The organism is Ancylobacter sp. FA202, from assembly GCF_000380205.1.
Lineage (GTDB): Bacteria > Pseudomonadota > Alphaproteobacteria > Rhizobiales > Xanthobacteraceae > Ancylobacter.
In genome coordinates, this window is record NZ_KB904818.1 from 5,065,959 (window position 1) to 5,068,106 (window position 2,148).

Here is a 2,148-nt window from a genome sequence, read left to right on the forward strand (position 1 = left end):
CAGTTGCAGGGTGCCCAGACCCTGACCCTGGTGGCGCAGGCCGACGACAGCGCGCCCTTCATCAAGGTGGACGACGGCACGGCGACGCTCGCCGTCACCCTCGCCGGCACGGACGGTCTGACCAAGACCGGCGCCGGCACGCTGGTCCTGTCCGGCACCAACCTCTACCAGGGCGGCACCACCGTCGCCGCCGGCACGCTGCAGGTAGCGGCGGACGCCAATCTCGGCAATGCCTCGGGCGGCCTCACCCTCGCCAGCGGCACGCTGGCCACCACGGACACCTTCGCCTCGGCGCGCGCGATCACCCTCACCGGCACCGGCACGGTCAGCACGGCGGAAAGCACCACCCTCACGCTGAGCGGCGTGCTCGATGGCTCCGGCGCCCTGACCAAATCCGGCGCCGGCACGCTCGTCCTGTCCGGCACCAACACCTATCAGGGTGGCACCACCGTCTCCGCCGGCACGCTCTCGATCGCAGCGGACGAGGCGCTCGGCGATGAAGATGGCGGGCTGACGCTGGCCGGCGGCACGCTCGCCGTCACCGACACCTTCACCTCCGCCCGCGCGATCACCCTCACCGGCACCGGCACGGTCAGCACGGCGGAAAGCACCACGCTCACGCTGTCGGGCGTCGTATCCGGGGGCGCCCTCTCTAAATCAGGCGCTGGCACCCTCGTCCTGTCCGGCACCAACACCTATCAGGGCGGAACCACCGTCTCCGCCGGCACGCTGCAGATCGCGGCGAACGAGGCGCTGGGCGATGCGGCGGGTGGGCTCGCGCTCTCCGGCGGCATACTCGCGACGACCGCGACCTTCAGCTCCGCCCGCGCCGTCACCCTCAGCGGCACCGGAACCCTCGCCCCCGCGACAGGTTCCACCCTGACCCTCTCCGGCGTCGTGTCCGGCACGGGCGCGCTCACCATGGCCGGCGCCGGAACGCTCGTCCTGTCCGGCACCAACACGTATGAGGGCGGCACCACCGTCTCCGCCGGCACGCTGCAGGTCGCGGCCGACGCCAATCTGGGCAATGCCGCGGGCAGCCTCGCTTTGGCCGATGCGGCGCTCAACACCGCCAACAACACGTTCACCTCCGCCCGCGCGGTGTCGCTGGCGGGCAGCAATACGATCTTCACGACAGGGGCTGGAAAGCTCACCCTCAGCGGCACGGTGTCGGGCACGGGATCGCTCGCCAAGGCCTCCGCCGGCACGCTGATCCTCTCCGGCACCAACACCTATTCCGGCGGCACGACGCTCAGAGCCGGCATCCTGCAGGTCTCCGCCGACGCCAATCTGGGCGGCCCGCTCGGCGGCACACCGGGCGGGACGCTCGGGAGCCTCACCCTTGATGGCGGCACGCTAGCCACCACCGACACCTTCACCTCGGCCCGGGCGCTCGCCTTCACCTCCAGCGGCACCTTCCAGACCGCCAGCGGCACCACGCTGACGCTGACCGGCGCCATGACCGGCCAGGGGACCATCTACAAGACCGGCACCGGCACCCTCATCCTCGCCGGCACCAATACCGAGAATGATTACGGCGTCACCATCTCGGCGGGCACGCTGCAGATCGGCAATGGCGGCACATCCGGCGTGCTGCTGGGCGATGTCGTCAATAACGGGGCCGTGGTCTTCAACCGCTCTGACAGCACCACCTTCTCGGGTTTCATGGAAGGGTCCGGCTCGCTCACCCAGGCGGGCACCGGCACGCTGACGCTCGGCTTTGCGGGCAATTCCTATACCGGCAGCACCTTTGTCACCGCCGGTACCTTGCAGATCGGCGCCGACGGCGCGCTGGGCGATGCGGCGGGCGGCCTCACCCTCGCCGGCGGCACGCTGGCCACCACGACGGATATGACCTCCGCCCGCGATGTCACCCTCACCGGCACCGGCACGGTCAGCACGGCGGAAAGCACCACGCTCACCCTGAGCGGCATCATCTCCGGCACCGGCGCGCTGGTGAAGACCGGCGCCGGCACGCTCGTCCTGTCCGGCACCAATACCTACAGCGGCACCACCGTCTCCGCCGGCACGCTGCAAGTGGCCGCGAACGAGGCGCTCGGCGATGCCTCGGGTGGGCTCGCGCTCTCCGGCGGCATACTCGCGACGACCGCGACCTTCAGCTCCGCCCGCGCCGTCACCCTCAGCGGC

The 2,148-nt window shown here is 70.9% G+C and carries 1 protein-coding gene; it reads left to right on the forward strand.

Annotation, left to right across the window (positions count from 1 at the left end; all coding sequences use genetic code 11):
* Positions 1-2,148: autotransporter-associated beta strand repeat-containing protein (locus A3M1_RS0123500; RefSeq protein ID WP_018391442.1), on the forward strand; the 2,148-nt coding region annotated here is incomplete at both ends.